This is a genomic window from Commensalibacter papalotli (ex Botero et al. 2024), assembly GCF_947179115.1.
Lineage (GTDB): Bacteria > Pseudomonadota > Alphaproteobacteria > Acetobacterales > Acetobacteraceae > Commensalibacter > Commensalibacter papalotli.
Map to the genome: position 1 here is coordinate 73,441 of NZ_CAMXCI010000003.1, position 15,259 is coordinate 88,699.

Sequence of the window (15,259 nt, forward strand, 5' to 3'; positions counted from 1 at the left end):
AATAACAATCCAAAAATAAAATAAGGATTATGAAATTTATGTCTATACCTTTAAATAATATTGTAAAGATTAATCCTGGCGTATTAGACGTCGGGAATAATGGAAACAACCTGTTTGGGTTAATGTTAACCCAAAATGTTGGTGTCCCAGCAGGGCAAACAACAGCTTTTACCAGTGCAAATCAAGTTGGTATAATTTTTGGTATGAAGTCTGAAGAATATAAACTGGCTAGTGTTTATTTTTCTGGTTTTACAAACTCAGATCGTGTTGCTGAACAATTATATATTGCTCCATATTTTAAAGAAACTACACCTTCAAGCTTAATTGGTGGATCTTTACAAAAAGTTACATTGGAACAGTTGCGTAACTTTTCAAATGATATTCATGTTAGCTTTAATTATGAACAACTATCAAATGTAAAAAAAATTGATTTAAGTGGCGCAACCAGTTTTAGCCATGCAGCTAGTATTTTAAGTTCAGCAATATTTGGTGATCAAAATCCTCCAGTATCTATAATTAATACAGATATAGATACAGATACAGATACAAATACAAATACAGATACAAATACAAATACAAATACTAGATCAGACCCTGAGGGATCTGTAACTTATTCTGAAGCTACGCAATCTATGATTATTAATAGTAAAACTACAGGAGATCATATTAGTGTATCAGGAACTTTGGCTGATCAATTAAAGCTTACAAATGGTTTGTTATGTGCAGGAAGTAATGCACCAAATCTTTCTAGTTTATTAGATGAGTTACGACAAACAAACTTATCTTTCTGTTCTGTTTTTTTAACATGGGAGGGCAGTGAAGCTGAAAAATTAGAACTTGCACAGTGGGCTAATTCTACCAAAGATGATGTCTGTGTTATTTTAAATGATACATACGATAAAGATAAGAAGTTAATACTTTCTGACATAGTTAAAAACGGTAATTATGAAGGTGTTGTTTGTGTATATAACAATCCTAATTTATGCGCATTTATTGCAGGTTATCCTGCAGCCTGGGATTTAACCAAAACAGATGGACGTTTTACGGCTGCATTTAGACGTAGTTCGTTATTAACTGCCAATGTTTTTGACGAGCAAGAAGCATTAACATTAAAAGATAAAGGTTATAATTTTTATGGTGTGTGGGCGTCTTCAACGAGTAACTTTACCTTTATGTATGAAGGCCGTATTTCAGGACAATATATTTGGTTAGATAGTTGGTTCTGCCAAGTTTGGATGCGCCGACAATTCCAATATTATTTTGTTATGACTTTGCTATCTCGAGGGCAAATTCCTTATAATACAGATGGTAAAGGAATTTTAACGACAGCGATCAAACCTGCTATTGATCAATATATGAATTTTGGTGCTGTTCGCCCAGGTGTTGCTTTGGCTGATGAACAAATTCAACAGCTTAAACAAGCAGGATTAAATCAGTCGCAAATCAACAGTATTACAACGGTAGGTTATTACCTCAAAGTGGATATGGAACGTGTTTCTCCGCAAACTCGAGTAAAACGTAACTCTCCACCGATTAATTTTTGGTATACCGATGGACAATCCGTTCAACAAATTAACATGAATAGCATAGAGATTCAGTAACATGGCAGCAAATAGAACAATTACGGCAATTAATACAAAATTAACATTAATTGCGTCTAATCCTTGGATGAATAATACAGCAGCAGATGCTGTGGGTCTGGGATCAACAGCAACAGGGTTTGTATCTCCATTGGTAGGGGTTCCTTTGAGTTTAGAGGGAATGACCTCTGATAATCCCTTCAGTTTCTCTCATCAAACGATGGTTGAAACAGCAACATCAATGGAAGGTAATTTATACGGTGGATATTTAGCTACTGCAAATACTGTCGAATTAACCATTACTTTTATTGCAGCATCTGATTCATTGGCAACGTTGCAGGCTTTGGCAAAAGTTATGCAGGTTCAACGTGAAGCCATGAAGTTTAACGGTACTATGATTGTTCCTTCACAAGGAAAAACGTTCAGCTTGAATAATGGTTACTGGATAGAATGGCAATCAATACCTACTCACGCAAAAATCTTACAACCGATTGCATGTAAATTTCGTTTTGAATCAGTGGATTCAGTTTTGGAAGTTTAATTAATAGTCTTTAGGCTATTAATTGTAAAACTATAACATAACATTGAAAGGCACTGTAACAGGTGTCTTTTTTATTGGAGAAAGATAGATGGCACGTCGTTCAATTGACATTAAAATTGAAGAAAAAGGCAGAGACCAAGGTAAACTTTTTAAAATCACAGAAATGTCCGCTTTTGATACCGAAAGCTGGGCAGAACGGGCGATTAATGCGATTTTACGTAATGCAACCTCCCAAGATTTGTCAGTATTATTACCATTGGTTTATTCCTATGTTCAACAAGTGAATGAAGATAAATCTCTTGAGGAAGTGGTTGAAGAGCGTGAAGAAGGTAAAGCTGCGATCAATCAAGCAACAGAAAGTCTTGCAATTTACTTTGCATCTATGTTTTTTCAACTGCCTTACGATGAGTTACGTGTGGTCAGTGATCCTTTGCTACAATGTTGCTCGATTTATTTAAATCCAGGGCAAACTCAGATGACTGAACCAGTGTTAAATAATCCAACCCAATATATTGAAGAAGCAAGTACTATTTTTGGATTAAAACGGGAGGCATTTAAACTTCATACTGATTTTTTTACCAGCGGCGCCAAGCGTCACTTGAGCAAATTTATCAATCAAATGGACTCTCAGACCGATCAGTTATCCGATACACCCCCAACATCCCCCAAGCTATAGGGCAAGTGGTGAGTTCTGGCTTTGCTACATTAAACGAGCTAAAAACTATTTATGGAATACAAGACTTATATGATTTCTTGGAAATCATTATGGTTAATAATTACAATGAACTGGTTCTTATGGAACAGGCGAAAATTAATGCCCAGCGAGATTAGCGATGTTCATGGGCTTAATAATGTATGAAAAGTTTAATATAGCAAAAGGATTGTTTTATCCTGAGCCATTGCCGAGAAGGGAAGGGTTAGGAGAGGTAGAAGAAAGAGGATTTTTTTCATTTTATATAGCTTTATTTACAGACATTGTTTTTATCTGCATACATTATGTTAATATCATCAATAAATTTATTTGTTGATTTTTCGAGATAAGGGGTGCGCCCTCCCAATATATAGCCACTTAATTGCGGTATTCTGATTAGATCTCCTGTGCGTTCAGCCCATTTTTTTTGCGAAAAGAATGGTACATTAAAAGGTATCGGACGTCCAAGAGCTGCAGCTTTTTGGTTTGCTTTGGTAACACCAGCAAATACATAAGTATCTCCGATCATACATTGCAGATATTTTGGATCGGTATCTTTGGTATGTTGGTAACAATCATAAACATCATTCATTAATCCTACTTCCCCTTCTTTACATAAAGTGGGGAAAAACCGTTCTGCAGTTTCTTTAATATAGGCATCGGGTGCTCTCTCTGGTTTTGATTGAGCCATAGCGGAGAAGGGAAGAGTTAGGAGGGGTAGAAGAAAGAGGATTTTTTTCATTTTATATAGCTTTATTTACAGACATTGTTTTTATCTGCATACATTATGTTAATATCATCAATAAATTTATTTGTTGATTTGACAAGATATGGAGTGCGTTCTCCCAATATATAGCCACTTAATTGAGGTATAGTGACTAGGTCTCCTGAACGACCAGCCCATTTTTCTTGCGAAAAGAATGGTACATTAAAAGGTATCGGACGTCCAAGAGCTGCAGCTTTTTTGTTAGCTTTAGAAACAGCATTAACGACATAAACATCTCCGATCATACATTGCAGATATTTTGGATCGGTATCTTTAGTATGTTGGTAACAATCGTAAACATCGTTCATTAATCCTTCTAAGCTGTCTTTACATAAATTGGGAAAAAAGCGTTCTGCAGTTTCTTTAATATAGGCATCGGGTGCTCTCTCTGGTTTTGATTGAGCCATAGCGGAGAAGGGAAGAGTTAGGAGAGATAGAAGAAAAAGGATTTTTTTCATTTTACGCAGCCTTATTATATTAACAAATTGTTTTCACTTTATTTCACTTTATTATTTTTGACAAGCTATTGCGATGATGCATTTATTTATTAAAAACAGGATAGGACTATGGCTGATATATCTTCAAACACATCTGTTCCCAGAGTAATTCCAACACATCAAGAAATTAACTCTGATACTTTGGAATATGGAAAACAGTTAGCTGCCTCTATTGCAAAATTAGATCAAACCGTAACGAATGCATATAACCATATCAATAAATTATTTGTCCTTTATGAACAAAATATTGATGAGATTGTAAAACGTCTGGCAAATGACGATTTTTCTCAAAAAGCAGAAAACAAAGGGGTTGCAGATTCTCAACAGCAAATTAATTTACAAAAGAATTATATTCAATTACTGGCAGATCAAAATGCTGCATTTCTAGAGTTCAATATTTCACTTAAACAAATCGTTTCTAAATTAACGCCAATGACGGTTTCACAAACAATGCAGGCAGATAATAATACGGCCACTGCGATGCGGGTGAGTTATGAAGAACTCATGTTTAACCGGTATATGTCAAGTAAGTTTGGTGTGGATGCTGAACATGCAGATAATTTTCAGGAAAAAAGTAAGGCAATTCTTGATATTAAGAATGATCAGAATGCTTTATTAAAAATTCCAGTGATCAATGCATTATATCAGCAAGATCAAGGAATTTTAAAACAGATTTCAGGGGCACAGGATACTAAAGCATTAATTCCTGTCTTAATTGAAGCAATGTCCAAAGCAAATGTTGCGGGAAACAAAGAGGCTGTGGCTACGGGACAAGATTATTTTGGTAAAGATGCCAATATTTTTGCCTATATGACCAGTTCGTTAGTTCAAGTATTGGAAGGTCAAAGAAGAAGTGATTTTACCAGTGAAGATTTTCGGCATCAAAGAGAGCAGGATGCTGTTTGGATGGCAGAGCAACACGCAGAGCAATCAAATCGAAATTTATCAGCCAATTTGGGTGTGTCTGATGCTCAAAGTGAATATGTAAATAATGTAACCATTACTGAACAAGGTGGGGTAACAAGATCTTCTGGTGTTCAAGAATATGCACTGAGAGAAGCATCACAAAAGATGTTCAGAAACCCTGATGAAGCAGCCGCAATTTATGGTGGAGTAGATGATTTCAATAAAACTCTAGCTTTTATGAATCAATCACTGGGGGGTATTTCCCCTATGTTTGAAGGGTTAGGTGGAAGTGCTGGAAAAGCCAGTGAGGGGATGTCGGATTTTGCAAAATATTTGGGCTTAACAGTTGAAGGACTCAAAGCTACGGGGTTATTAATGGTTACAGAGGCTAATGCTCTGAATTATGCAATGAAACCTTATGGTGAAAGACCACCAGAATATACTCTTCAAGAGCAAAAAGAAAAGTTATTGCTTGCCAATAGTGAAAAAGAGAAAAAAGAAAATCAGGTTACCTTAGATTACTTAAAAGAAAAAAAAGGTTGGAATGTCGATTATAATAATGAAATGTTTCGATTTGATATTCGTGATAAGCAAGGAAAAGTCGTTGGAAATTCAGGGGAAAGGTTAGAGGATCTTACGAAGCGTGTGAATGAATTAAGAGCCCCTGGTAATCAGGAAAAAATTAAACAGTTAGAGACTTGGTCAGGATATAAGGTTGATGTGGATCCGAAAACATTAGAGATTGGGTTGTTTACTGCTCAAGGAAAGATGGTTGCAGATATTGGCAAAAAATTAAAAGGCTCTTTTGATGATATTCAATGGGGTGTAGATAATGCTGTAAAATCACAATGGCAAGAGGATTATTGGGGACCAAAAAGAAAGCAAAATGAGCAGGATTTATCGAGTGAAGTTTATAATTTCAAAAAGAACATAAATGACGATCAGCAGAAAGTATCAGAGGGGAAAAATAAAAGCGTTATTTCTTCTTCATCTCAATTACAACAGGGGATGCCAAAGACTAATTTAAATAGTTCAGCAACCCAAGTAAGTAAACCGTCTCAGCAAGTAAATGAAGTAAGTATAACGGGTGGTAAACAGCCCCATCAGTTAGATGCAAAAAGAAAACAATATATCAATGAAAATTCGATAGTATCAGAAGGAAAAAATAAAACCATTATTTCTTTTTCATCTGAAGCACAACAGGGGATGACAAGGACTAATTTGAATGGCCCAGCGATCCAACTAAGCAAACCGTCTCAGCAAGTAAATGGAGTAAGTATAACAGTTGGTAAACAGCCCAATCAGCTAAATACAAAAAGAAAACGACAGATCAGTAAAAATCAGACAGTATCAGAGGGGAAAAATAAAAGTGTAATCGCTGCTCCAGCTGAAGCACAACGAGGGATGCCCAAGACTAATTTAAATAGTCCAGCGGCGCAGGTAAGCAAATCCTATCAGCAAGTAAATGAAGTAAGTATAACAGGTGATAAACAGCCCCATCAGTTAGATGCAAAAAGAAAACAACATATCGGTAAAAATCCTACAGCAGCTGATGTAAAAATGGGTAAAGACTGCTCTCATATAGAAAATTTGAGTAATACTTATAAATATGATGTAAAAATTACAGTTAATCCACCCAGTGGAGACCCAATAAAAATTGCACAACAAGTTTGTGAACAATTAAAACGTCATACATGTGGGAGTGGAATGGGAGATAGAAAATATGAGCAAAGGGCAACAGTTAAGTAGTTTTTTAATTAATTTTAGTGGGTAATGAATAAATTAAATAGGCACTTTTACGGTGCTTTTTTTATGGAGGGCCAGATGGCAAAAATAGGGGTAGGGAATGTGTTGAGTTCCTACGCACAAAGTGCTGGGTGGAAAGCACTGAATCAACTGATTAATGCGAATTCCCGTTTTGGTATTTTTGATGCTAGAGGGAATGCGTTTTACGAAAAGGGATTAAGTGCGGACGAATTACAAGGGTTAGCAAAATATTTCAAGGTGTTAAGTGTAGATACTTCAACTGAAAGTGGAGTGACTGCATTAAATTATAGTAAAAATTATAATGTTACGACAGCCCCTGTTGAAAGCAGTAAAAGCGCAGATGGTCAAATAAAGGGCGGTAGAACGATGGCTTACAACCTTGTTGAACAACCTCGACAAGGTCAAATTACTTATGTTTCTACAGGGACTGAAAAACAACGTAAATTTTTTGAAACAGCTTTGGAAACAGCTCAAAGTACAACGACTTTATATGAGCTGCATACTGCAGAGCGCACTATGAAAAATATCAAGATTACGGGATATTCTGTTAATCGCAGTCCTAGCCAAGGTGCTCAAATGGTGCAATATCAAATTACATTCCAAGAAATATTGGTTGTGCTCAATACAGTGGAGTTAAGTGGCGCTACTGATACTTATAATAACTCTAAAGCTCAAGGGCAGCTGGAAACAAATACACCTAGTGGCAGTCAATTTCAGGCCGCCAAAAAAAAACAATAAAAGAAGAATAATCATCATGAAAATCATATCTCTTAACTCTATTGATGCTCAAGAATTCTCATCTAATTTAGGTGGGATCGCTTATAATTTTCGTTTGCTTGATAAAGGTGAAGCAGGTGTTTTTTTAGATATTTATGATGGAGTTGATCCCGTATTAACAGGGATACTATGTTTGGATCGGGTGCGTTTGGTGCGTTCTGCATATTTAAATTTTCCCGGAGATTTAATGTTTGTGGATCAAGAAGGCTTTACGCATCCTGTTTATACAGGTTTTGGTTCTCGGTATTTATTATATTATTTAGCAGAAGGAGATGATGATGGAGCAGGAATGTAATGGTTAATGGTACAGATTTAAATTACTTTGTTGCAAAACCTAATATACATCATCATTCATTTGTAAAACGTTATCTTAAATTCGAGTTTGTTGGTGGTGTAGATCAAAACGGTAAACAAATTTATTTTTCAAAAAAAAAATCAGAAATAGATAAACAAACAGGTTTAAAAAAAGGGTCAATAATCGCCACTATTGAACGTTTGCAAGCTACTGTTTCAATCAGTTATAATGGTGGTACCAGTTTACCAGAGTGTGACTGTACGATTTATAACATGGATGAAACGCTAGCAAACCAGTTAACGACACTAGGACAATATCAAAAAAATGAAAAAGGATATGGCAATCAATTAATTGTTTATGCCAGTAATGATTCAGGAAATCCTGATAACCCTGTTTTTACCAAAGTATTTCAAGGAGGGATCAGTGTTGCATATACAGATTATGGTTCTGCGCCTGATGTGGTTTTTCATGTAAGAGCAATGGCTTTGGCAGGGTTAAATTTACATCCAGCTAAATCTCTGTCTTTCAGAGGTAAAGGCTCTGTAGCAGGGATCATTCAATCTATTATTGATAATTATCATCGTAAATTATCGTTAACTCCTGAAAGTCCATTATATTTAATATTAAAAGATTGTGGGGTTACTGCGACCCTAAATAATTCGAATTATCATGGAGATGTGATTGAACAAATTCGTCAATGTACGAATGATGCACATATAAGATTTAGTGTACAAAATGGAACAGTATATATCTGGCCAATGCATATGTCTTTGAATGCAGCATTGGCGCAATCAGGTTCAGGTAACAAAACACAAATAAAGCAAATGAAAACACGATTATTTTCAAATGCGACGGGAATGGTTGGTTATCCTGCTTATGCTAATGATGGTATCACTGTACGCTCTATATTTTCTGGCGATCTTTTATATGGTGAAGAGATTGAGGTTAAGTCAGTTTATGAACCTGCGTGTGGTTTATGGAAATATATGATCTCTATGCGACATGAACTTTCTTGTTTTACGCCCAATGGTGCTTGGACAACAACAATAGGGTTATCTAAAATATCTGAAGAAGAAAAAGCAAAGTTGAGTAAAAAGCAATGATGAATCCAAATAAAGGGAATAGCAGCCTAAATACTTTGGTTGGTATTATTGATAATGCGTTAAGCAGTGTTTCGACTGCGATGCCAGTTACTGTTATTCAAGTTTATGATAATCATACCGTTGATGTCGCACCAATGATTGATATGCTGGATAACGAAGGAAATGCAGTAGAGCACGCTCCTATTAGTGGTATTCCCTATGCGCGTTTGCAAGGGGGGGAGTATGGGTTAATTATTAAGCCAAAAGTCGGTGATAAAGGGTTGGTTGTTTTTGCATCCCGCGACATTTCTGATGTCGTGCAAAGTAAAGGAAAAGCAAAACCTGCAAGTTTAAGAAAACATTCTATGTCTGATGGTATGTATATTGCGTCTTTGTTATATGAAGAGCCAAAGACATACATGGAAATAACAAAAGATGTTGTATCAATCAATGTCCCGACAATAGGGAATGATGGAAATGTTGATGCAGGCAAAGATGCCACAAGTATCAAAGTAACAAAAAATAGTGTTTATGTTGCTGTTGGTAGCGGTGGAAAATCAAGCAATATTACTATTAAAAATAATAATTTAACAATAGAGTCTACAAAAATTACTCTTAAAGGTGATGTAGAAATCACAGGAAATACAACGATTGGTAAAGATGCAACAATAAACCGTGACGCGACAATTGGTACAATTGCCTTTTCAACACATGTGCATAAAGTCATTGAAGAGGGTCTACCGACAAAAGGACCTATAGCCTCTTAAAAATTGCCATAGAAAAAAGAAACTTGATTTTTAAAATAATTAATTCTTATAATTAAACGATATTATTATTTAAGGGAAATATAATGCGATTATTACTGGCTCTTTTATTGCCATTTACGGTGTTTTTCACAATAGGAAAGCCTTTTCAAGGGTTCTTTTGTTTATTATTACAAATTACGTTAATCGGTTGGATCCCAGCAGCAATTTGGGCTGTTTATACGTTAAGTAATTGGCGAACGGATCAAAAATTAAGAAAGTATCAATAAGTTTATTGAGAACATAAGAATAACAAGCCACCTAAATTGGGTGGCTTTTTTATTGGGTAAAGTGATGGATTTATTATTAACTACGGATGAGGATTTACAAGTAGATCCGAATGTAAAATTGTGGGATTTAAAAGTAGATGTGAATGGTAATATCGCTATTTGTGAAGCACCTTATTCCATTGCACAACAAGCTGCGAATGAAATTAAATTATTTGAAGGCGAAGGATGGTATGACCGTTCTCAAGGAACCCCTCATTTTGCGCAAATATTGGGTATCAATAGTAATTTAGGATTAATCCGTAATATTTTATTAGCCCGAGTAAATGGGGTCGATAATGTAATGCGTAGCGATATAGATATGTATATCGACAGTTCACGCGTGTTGCATGGAAATATTTTTATAACCAGTAACAGTGGAGAAACCATCAATGTCGTCTACTAATCAAAATGATACATTTAAAACAAACCTTGCAGAGCTACAATTTACCACTAGTGGTATTACGCTTCCTGAAGAAAGTGAGATTCTGGATGCTATTATTCAAGATTTTCAAAATGCATTTGATTCCAAACTGCAATTTAAAAAAGAAAATGGTGAATTTTTACTGTCGACACCTCAAGGGCAACTGGTGACTTCTATTGCCGCAATTATTTCTGATCGAAACCGTTTATTGGCCCATTATGTGAATCAAATAGATCCTAATTATGCTGTTGGTCGTATGCAAGATGGGATAGGTCGTATTTATTTTATTGAACGTAAAAGAGCTACAAATACAACTGTGGTTGGCCGTTGTTATGGGAAAATTAACACTAAAATTCTAGAAGGAACAATGGTCAAAGACCAGCAAGGAAATGTTTATAAGTCTTTAGCAGATGCCACTATTAAAGACCTAGATGAACAATCAAATGCTTATGTTGATATTGTTTTTGAATGTCTTAAAAAAGGGGCAATTACCTGTCCAATAAAGACCCTAACAGAACGATATCAGGTCATTCAAGGATGGGAATCTATTACTAATTTACAAGATGGAATTGTCGGAATAGAAGATGAAAGTCAAGCACAATTTGAACAACGACGTCGCCAATCCGTAGCCCATAATTCTTTAAATAGTGTTGATAGTATTATGGCGGCATTAATTAACTTAGACGTGGTAGATGATGCTTATGTTATCGAGAATTATATAGACAAGGCTTTAGAAAAAGATAAAGAAAATAAATTTCAACTTCCAATTACGTTAAAACCACACAGTGTTTATGTTTGTGTTTCTCTTCGTACTCAAAGCACAAACAAAAATAGCAGCTCAGTGGAAAGTATTAAGTATCAAATTGCAAGATCAATATGGAGCAAAAAGCCACCTGGTTGTGCTTTAAATGGGAACGAAACAGTTGTTATTAAGGATGATACCAAAGATATAAATGGTAATTTGTTATATTGTCCTGATACTGCTCCTGAGTATGTCATTAACTTTGATGTTGCAGAGCCTAAACCAATTTGTATCGAAGTTAATATTGCAAAATTAAAACCTATAACAGGTGATCCTGTAACGCTTGTTCAAAATAAAATTTATAGTGTTTTTATGGGTAAAGATGGGGCTCGGAAACCACGGATTGGCAGTCAAATTTTAGCATCTCAATTTTATTGTCCAGTACAATCTTTAGGTGAATGGATCGGTATTCTTAGTATCAAAGTAGGCTTTTTAAGTGATCAAAAAGAGTTTCAAGCAGATCCAAGTTCTTCAACAGGGTTAATACATCCAACAGAGGATGTTATTCGAGTTGCGATTAATCAAATACCAACTCTGGACCCAAGGCATATTAATGTGACATTTGAAGAAGAGAAAAAGGATGTTTTTAATGAGTGATAAAGAAGTTGAGCAAGAAAAAAGTTGTCACTGTTGCAAAGGTAATACCGGTAAAACCACTGATGTGGATGATAAAATACAAGGTCCAGCATGTTTAGACTATAAAAAAACGGTTATTGCTCAATACTCTAACTCTCCTAGAATGCTTGCTTTACTGGATAGTATTGATCACAGGATTAAAGTTTGTGGTTTTTTTGATAATTTTTATCGCAACATTTGGAATGTCAATACTGCCCAAGGGTTTGGTCTAGATATTTGGGGAGTTATTGTTGGGGTTAACCGTACCGCACGTACGTTTATGGGGTTTTACTGGGGATTTTATGAAGAAAGCTTATTACTTGCCAGACCGTATTACGATATAGAGGGGTATAATTCTTCTTTATATGATTCTAACCTGCCAAACAATCAACAGCCCGAGGAATATTATGGTGCTGTGGGTATGTTTCGAGATCTTCAAGGCAAAGATGGAGATATAACGGATGGTGCTGGTAAAGACTTAATGCAGGAACATACATTTGATGATGATGATTTCCGGAAATTAATTCTGGCCAAAGCATACGCTAATATTAGTGATTTTAGCATTTCTAAGATTAATTATTTACTGATGACATTATTGGGTGAGAGCTGTTGTTGTGTAAATAGTTGTGAAACATGTTGCAAAGAATGTAAGACGAAACGCTCGATTTATATTCAAGATAATTTGAATATGAGCCTTACCGTAAAGTTAAATTGGCCGCCAACTAAAAGGGAAGTAGCCCTCATTTATAATACTGGATTGTTGTCCAGGCCTGCGGGCGTTGAAATGTATGAAATCGATATTCAAGTTAAAGAAAGTTAAAAGAGGCTATAATGACAACATCAGATAATGGACCAACTCCGTTTATAACAATATGGGCAGAAAACGGGCAAAAATTTAAGTTTATCCCAGAGTTGGCAAAGGATAAAGAAACAACAAAAGATGAAAATGGCAAACCATTCCATCCTGCGAGAGCTACAATGGAAGAAGGTTTTCCTGAAGTTACGATGAAATCAGCAATGAGAGGTGGTGTTCCACCTTGGGGTCAAGATCATAATAAAATTCTTAGTAAAATTACTGATGCTATACAATGGATGCAGGCTGGTGGTTGCGCATTTTTTAATAAAGCATTATGCGATAAAATAAAAGGGTACCCAAAAGGAGCGATGCTTCAGGGGAAAAAGATAGAGAAAAATGAAAAAAATGAAACTATAGAGGTGCCCTTATTATGGTTCTCTACAATTAATTCGAATTTGAATGATCCCAATACAACAACCAGCCCAGATAATGGATGGGTCAAACTTGATTTTGCAGATTTAGAGAAAAGATTGAAAGCTGCCGAAAATCATATCGTTATGATTAATAGTGATGAATATAATGATGAAAAGAATATTAAAACCTTTGGTGATGTTTATTATAAGCTTGGTACAAAAGCGGCTAAAGAAGGGAGTTGTGATACTCCTTTCCATGCAAAAACGATGAAAGCAGGAGAATATCGTTTTTGTAATTCACCAGATGAAGGAGATGGATACATCACACAAAAAGAAAAATCCATAGATTTTTTTTGTGATAATCGAATGAATTTTAATCTGAAAGATAACCCTTTAAACCCTGTTATATCTATCTTGGGTGGTTGGGGATTTGATGAAAATGATAAACCACTATATAAAAGTTTTTGTCAATTTAATGCATCTTCAATTACTGCAAGTGGAGGTTGGTTCAGTACGGATATTCCATCAAGTGTAGATGGTGTTCCTTTTATGTTTAGAACCAAAGATCAGAAGATTGCATGGTCAACAGTAGTAGATAAATCATCAAAAAATCTGATTATGTCTTTTTTCAATCAAGGTTATATTGAAGATTCTCCTTCTTTTGAAGTTTTTGAGATATCTTCTGAAAATGGTGATATTAAGGCTATTAGGGGATCATTTCTTAATGTTGAAAAAGGTGATTTGGCCGAGTATTACCAGTCAGACCGTCAAGATTACGAGCCAGGAACGTTGATGTGTCATGGGGTAAATAGTGAAGTTACATTGTGTAAAAACTCTGATCAATTAGATAATTTTTTTGGTGTAATTTCAACTTGCCCTGCTTATATAATGAATGGAAAGGCCGAAAAAGATCCAAATGCTGTATTAATCGCATTAAACGGTAAAGTTCCTGTCAAGGTCAAAGGTGTTGTTACATGCGGTGATAAAATTACTGTTGGTCAAGATGGGTATGGAATTGTCAGTAAAGATAAAAATGATGTTATTATTGGCCGAGCTAAAGAAAATAAAATAACAGAAGAGGTCGGGTTGGTTTCTTGTTATGTCCAAGCTCATATTTAAGTAAAGGCATAGCAAATTATCATGGAAATTATATCAAGTTTTAATTTAAATCCATTGCGTATCTATACGGTTCCAAAGCGTATTAAAAATAAAAAAGGGATTGCAACTTTTCCTTCAAAACATATTGCTTCTTATCTTGATTACTCTGTTGATTTTTCTAACCAAATGAATGATGGTGAAATTATTATACAGGGAAAAACTCTATGTAATCATAGTGGAATACAAATTCATTCCTCTTTTTTTAAAGAGCACTCGTTAACAGTATTCCTTTCGGATGGAAAAGAAAATCGTTCATTTTATTTAACTTTTATTATCAAAACAAATCAAGGTAATGAGTTTTTCCAAGAAATTATTTTACCAACATATGGTTGTTTCATTGATAATATATCTCAGCAAAATTATCAATTTATTGCGTTAGATAAAGAAAGTAATAATCCAGATCCTAGGCCACCTTTAAATGCTTTGGCTATTGATGGTCGTTATTTAATTTATAATAAAAATTCATATATTATGGTATAATCAATGTTAACTACAAAATCTAAAGAAGATTGCAGTGGCGTTTGTAATCTTGAATTCTGTGAACAAAATTCATGTGATACAGAATCCTCTAATGCAACGCAAGTCGTGCAAAAGACAAATACAATTTTATCAACAGATCAAATTTTAGTTTTGCGTAATGTAAATAATAACGGACAAGAGATTTATAAAGCTAGTTTCAATGATTTAGATCCTGATATTGCATTATTCATAATGGAAAAAGCAATTCAAGTGATGAGCCGTACAGATCCAGCAGATGGTAAAAGCCTATGGTTGGATGAAGGATTTATTCGTGTAGCTTCTGGAGATCCAGAATTATTGGGAACAATGGCACCGAGTGCTTTGCAAAAATCTTTAAAAGAGGTGTTTAAATATTTGCCAACATGTGATCCTGGTGATGGTAGTCCATGGTTAAATGGCGGAGTATTAATGCAAGGCTCAGGTGTATAATATTAAAAAATTAATTATATCTAAAAAAAAATATTACTAAATCAGATGTATAAATTGAGTTATTTATTAATGTATTTTAAAATACATTACGATATCTGATAATTAAGTTAAGATATAAATTATTATTTTAAT

Annotated in this window: 17 protein-coding genes; 15 read left to right on the forward strand and 2 right to left on the reverse strand. The window is 34.9% G+C overall.

Annotated features, from left to right (window positions below; genetic code table 11):
* The first annotated feature begins 38 nt into the window (after positions 1 to 38).
* The 3 genes from QMN76_RS07310 (at position 39) to QMN76_RS07320 (ending at position 2,797) form a co-directional block, all read left to right on the forward strand.
* On the forward strand, positions 39 to 1,601 hold the full coding sequence (locus QMN76_RS07310; RefSeq protein ID WP_282065937.1) for a DUF3383 family protein: 1,563 nt from the start codon (positions 39 to 41) through the stop codon (positions 1,599 to 1,601).
* 1 nt (position 1,602) lies between these two features.
* Positions 1,603 to 2,121, forward strand: coding sequence for a phage tail fiber protein (locus tag QMN76_RS07315; RefSeq protein WP_034338113.1), 519 nt, complete (start codon positions 1,603 to 1,605; stop codon positions 2,119 to 2,121).
* A gap of 88 nt (positions 2,122 to 2,209) precedes the next feature.
* Complete coding sequence (locus tag QMN76_RS07320) at positions 2,210 to 2,797, forward strand: hypothetical protein (protein WP_034338112.1); 588 nt, start codon at positions 2,210 to 2,212, stop codon at positions 2,795 to 2,797.
* Positions 2,798 to 3,083: 286 nt separating this feature from the next.
* Here QMN76_RS07320 and QMN76_RS07325 read toward each other — a convergent pair whose 3' ends face one another.
* Together QMN76_RS07325 and QMN76_RS07330 are read right to left on the reverse strand one after the other, a co-directional pair.
* Positions 3,084 to 3,554 (reverse strand): hypothetical protein, encoded by a 471-nt coding sequence (locus QMN76_RS07325; RefSeq protein ID WP_282065938.1) that lies wholly within the window; start codon positions 3,552 to 3,554, stop codon positions 3,084 to 3,086.
* An 11-nt stretch (positions 3,555 to 3,565) separates the two neighbouring features.
* Positions 3,566 to 4,036: a hypothetical protein gene (locus QMN76_RS07330; protein ID WP_282065939.1), complete on the reverse strand. Its 471-nt coding sequence runs from the start codon at positions 4,034 to 4,036 to the stop codon at positions 3,566 to 3,568.
* A 108-nt stretch (positions 4,037 to 4,144) separates the two neighbouring features.
* Here QMN76_RS07330 and QMN76_RS07335 point away from each other — a divergent pair, with 108 nt between their 5' ends.
* The 12 genes from QMN76_RS07335 to QMN76_RS07390 all read left to right on the forward strand — a co-directional run bounded on the left by QMN76_RS07335 (position 4,145) and on the right by QMN76_RS07390 (position 15,127).
* A complete protein-coding gene (locus tag QMN76_RS07335) occupies positions 4,145 to 6,730 on the forward strand; it encodes a hypothetical protein (RefSeq protein WP_282065940.1) in 2,586 nt (861 codons plus the stop codon).
* 75 nt (positions 6,731 to 6,805) lie between these two features.
* Complete coding sequence (locus QMN76_RS07340) at positions 6,806 to 7,486, forward strand: phage baseplate protein (RefSeq protein WP_282023412.1); 681 nt, start codon at positions 6,806 to 6,808, stop codon at positions 7,484 to 7,486.
* Between the two features lie 16 nt (positions 7,487 to 7,502).
* On the forward strand, positions 7,503 to 7,820 hold the full coding sequence (locus QMN76_RS07345) for a phage baseplate plug family protein (RefSeq protein ID WP_034338091.1): 318 nt from the start codon (positions 7,503 to 7,505) through the stop codon (positions 7,818 to 7,820).
* Positions 7,820 to 8,923, forward strand: coding sequence for a hypothetical protein (locus QMN76_RS07350; protein ID WP_282023411.1), 1,104 nt, complete (start codon positions 7,820 to 7,822; stop codon positions 8,921 to 8,923). The genes QMN76_RS07345 and QMN76_RS07350 overlap by 1 nt, the downstream gene beginning before the upstream one ends.
* Positions 8,920 to 9,669, forward strand: coding sequence for a Gp138 family membrane-puncturing spike protein (locus tag QMN76_RS07355; protein WP_282023410.1), 750 nt, complete (start codon positions 8,920 to 8,922; stop codon positions 9,667 to 9,669). The genes QMN76_RS07350 and QMN76_RS07355 overlap by 4 nt, the downstream gene beginning before the upstream one ends.
* Before the next feature lie 83 nt (positions 9,670 to 9,752).
* Positions 9,753 to 9,935, forward strand: coding sequence for a YqaE/Pmp3 family membrane protein (locus QMN76_RS07360; protein WP_034338086.1), 183 nt, complete (start codon positions 9,753 to 9,755; stop codon positions 9,933 to 9,935).
* A 64-nt stretch (positions 9,936 to 9,999) separates the two neighbouring features.
* A complete protein-coding gene (locus QMN76_RS07365) occupies positions 10,000 to 10,377 on the forward strand; it encodes a hypothetical protein (RefSeq protein WP_282065941.1) in 378 nt (125 codons plus the stop codon).
* The gene (locus QMN76_RS07370) at positions 10,364 to 11,794 is read left to right on the forward strand and encodes a baseplate J/gp47 family protein (protein ID WP_034338083.1); all 1,431 of its coding nucleotides are present in this window, start codon (positions 10,364 to 10,366) and stop codon (positions 11,792 to 11,794) included. The genes QMN76_RS07365 and QMN76_RS07370 overlap by 14 nt, the downstream gene beginning before the upstream one ends.
* Positions 11,787 to 12,632 carry a baseplate wedge 1 family protein gene (locus tag QMN76_RS07375; protein ID WP_282023409.1) on the forward strand — a complete coding sequence of 282 codons (846 nt, stop codon included), beginning with the start codon at positions 11,787 to 11,789 and terminating at the stop codon, positions 12,630 to 12,632. The genes QMN76_RS07370 and QMN76_RS07375 overlap by 8 nt, the downstream gene beginning before the upstream one ends.
* 11 nt (positions 12,633 to 12,643) lie before the next feature.
* Positions 12,644 to 14,140: a hypothetical protein gene (locus QMN76_RS07380; RefSeq protein ID WP_282023408.1), complete on the forward strand. Its 1,497-nt coding sequence runs from the start codon at positions 12,644 to 12,646 to the stop codon at positions 14,138 to 14,140.
* 21 nt (positions 14,141 to 14,161) lie between these two features.
* Positions 14,162 to 14,659 carry a phage fiber-tail adaptor protein gene (locus tag QMN76_RS07385; protein WP_282023407.1) on the forward strand — a complete coding sequence of 166 codons (498 nt, stop codon included), beginning with the start codon at positions 14,162 to 14,164 and terminating at the stop codon, positions 14,657 to 14,659.
* Between the two features lie 3 nt (positions 14,660 to 14,662).
* Entirely contained in the window at positions 14,663 to 15,127 is a 465-nt protein-coding gene (locus QMN76_RS07390) for a hypothetical protein (RefSeq protein WP_282023406.1), read from the forward strand.
* Positions 15,128 to 15,259: the final 132 nt, after the last annotated feature.

Excerpts from the sequence above, each read along its gene's own strand:
- QMN76_RS07310 (WP_282065937.1), top strand. The coding sequence starts at position 39 with ATGTCTATACCTTTAAATAATATTGTAAAGATTAATCCTGGCGTATTA.
- QMN76_RS07315 (WP_034338113.1), top strand. The coding sequence starts at position 1,603 with ATGGCAGCAAATAGAACAATTACGGCAATTAATACAAAATTAACATTA.
- QMN76_RS07320 (WP_034338112.1), top strand. The coding sequence starts at position 2,210 with ATGGCACGTCGTTCAATTGACATTAAAATTGAAGAAAAAGGCAGAGAC.
- QMN76_RS07325 (WP_282065938.1), bottom strand. The coding sequence starts at position 3,554 with ATGAAAAAAATCCTCTTTCTTCTACCCCTCCTAACTCTTCCCTTCTCC.
- QMN76_RS07330 (WP_282065939.1), bottom strand. The coding sequence starts at position 4,036 with ATGAAAAAAATCCTTTTTCTTCTATCTCTCCTAACTCTTCCCTTCTCC.
- QMN76_RS07335 (WP_282065940.1), top strand. The coding sequence starts at position 4,145 with ATGGCTGATATATCTTCAAACACATCTGTTCCCAGAGTAATTCCAACA.
- QMN76_RS07340 (WP_282023412.1), top strand. The coding sequence starts at position 6,806 with ATGGCAAAAATAGGGGTAGGGAATGTGTTGAGTTCCTACGCACAAAGT.
- QMN76_RS07345 (WP_034338091.1), top strand. The coding sequence starts at position 7,503 with ATGAAAATCATATCTCTTAACTCTATTGATGCTCAAGAATTCTCATCT.
- QMN76_RS07350 (WP_282023411.1), top strand. The coding sequence starts at position 7,820 with ATGGTTAATGGTACAGATTTAAATTACTTTGTTGCAAAACCTAATATA.
- QMN76_RS07355 (WP_282023410.1), top strand. The coding sequence starts at position 8,920 with ATGATGAATCCAAATAAAGGGAATAGCAGCCTAAATACTTTGGTTGGT.
- QMN76_RS07360 (WP_034338086.1), top strand. The coding sequence starts at position 9,753 with ATGCGATTATTACTGGCTCTTTTATTGCCATTTACGGTGTTTTTCACA.
- QMN76_RS07365 (WP_282065941.1), top strand. The coding sequence starts at position 10,000 with ATGGATTTATTATTAACTACGGATGAGGATTTACAAGTAGATCCGAAT.
- QMN76_RS07370 (WP_034338083.1), top strand. The coding sequence starts at position 10,364 with ATGTCGTCTACTAATCAAAATGATACATTTAAAACAAACCTTGCAGAG.
- QMN76_RS07375 (WP_282023409.1), top strand. The coding sequence starts at position 11,787 with ATGAGTGATAAAGAAGTTGAGCAAGAAAAAAGTTGTCACTGTTGCAAA.
- QMN76_RS07380 (WP_282023408.1), top strand. The coding sequence starts at position 12,644 with ATGACAACATCAGATAATGGACCAACTCCGTTTATAACAATATGGGCA.
- QMN76_RS07385 (WP_282023407.1), top strand. The coding sequence starts at position 14,162 with ATGGAAATTATATCAAGTTTTAATTTAAATCCATTGCGTATCTATACG.
- QMN76_RS07390 (WP_282023406.1), top strand. The coding sequence starts at position 14,663 with ATGTTAACTACAAAATCTAAAGAAGATTGCAGTGGCGTTTGTAATCTT.